The 1,199-nt window shown below is 67.1% G+C and carries 2 protein-coding genes; both read left to right on the top strand.

Annotated features, from left to right (window positions below):
- Nucleotides 1-22: 22 nt before the first annotated feature.
- Nucleotides 23-454 carry a type IV toxin-antitoxin system AbiEi family antitoxin domain-containing protein gene (locus tag DLJ59_RS37130; protein ID WP_341869560.1) on the top strand — a complete coding sequence of 144 codons (432 nt, stop codon included), beginning with the start codon at nt 23-25 and terminating at the stop codon, nt 452-454.
- Nucleotides 455-518: 64 nt separating this feature from the next.
- Entirely contained in the window at nt 519-1,094 is a 576-nt protein-coding gene (locus DLJ59_RS37125) for a hypothetical protein (protein WP_244235748.1), read from the top strand.
- The last annotated feature ends 105 nt before the right edge of the window (nt 1,095-1,199 follow it).

The raw sequence follows: 1,199 nt of genomic DNA, 5'->3' as shown, positions 1-1,199 counted from the left end.
CCCCACCCCCTCCGCGTTGATCATGAAGTTATTGCCAGCGGCATCGGCGTGTCGTGACAATAACTTCATGATCAACCCCGCGTTGGTCACCTGTTATCCACAGGGATGGCGTGGTTGTCCACAGGGGGGTGTTTCAGGTTTCGGGTTGGGCCAGGGTGGCTGGGTGGACGCCTTGGATGTGGTGCGGCGGGTTGCGGCGGTGCGGGACGGAGTCGTGACGCTCCGGCAGGCGCGCGCGGCCGGCCTGACCGCGCATGAGGTGCAGCGGCTCTGTCGGGCTGGACGTTGGCGGGTCGTGGCACGTGGCACCTACCTGGTGGACGCCGATCTGTACGACGGCGTTCCGCGAGCGGCGCGGATCAGGGCCGCGGTGGCCTCCTTTCGGGCCAGCCGCAGCCGCTGTGCTCGCAACGGCTGCCGAACTGCACGGGCTGGCCGGTCTGCGGTCCACTGACGTGATCGATCTGTCGGTGCCAGGCCCGATCGCCAGGCCGGCCCGGCTCGCCCACCCGGAGGTGGTGGTCCATCAGCTGGTTATCCAGCCCGAGCAGCTTGTCCAGGTGAACGGAATCACCGCCACCGAACCGCTGCGGACCCTTGCTGATGTGATCCTGCGGGTTGATCGTTTCGCGGCGGTGAGCGTGCTGGATTCGGCGTTGAATCGTCGGCTCGTGACCACCGACGACCTGCTTTCCGTTCCGTGCCTCGTTCGGGGACGACGCGGCGCGGTCGCGGCGCGTGGCTATCTCAGTGAGGCCGATGGGCGTTCACAGTCCCCACTTGAGACGCGGACCCGGCTGCGATGCGTGGACGGGAAGGTGCCACCGGACGCACTGCAACTTCAGGTCCGCGATGAGGACGGCTACCTGTTGGGAATCGGCGATCTCGGTTGGCGTGGTCCCCAGATCATCGCCGAGGCCGACGGCCGTGGCCCGCACGGCGCCCCTGAGGCCGCCTACGCCGACCGCCGCCGTCAGAATCGCCTAATCAACGCAGGCTGGACCGTCCTCCGGTTCACCTGGCGCGACACCCTCCGCCCCGACTGCATCCCATGGACGGTTCGCCAAGCGATCGTCGCCGCCCGACACCGTTGATCATGAAGTTGTTGCGACGACACGCCGCAACGCAGGGCAACAACTTCATGATCAACGGCGGGGTGAGGGGGGACAGTAGGATCTCGGGCGTGCGGGTTCTTTTGG

It is taken from the genome of Micromonospora inaquosa (assembly GCF_003857055.1).
Classification (GTDB): Bacteria; Actinomycetota; Actinomycetes; order Mycobacteriales; family Micromonosporaceae; genus Micromonospora; species Micromonospora inaquosa.
This window is presented reverse-complemented; position numbering and strand designations above follow the sequence as displayed.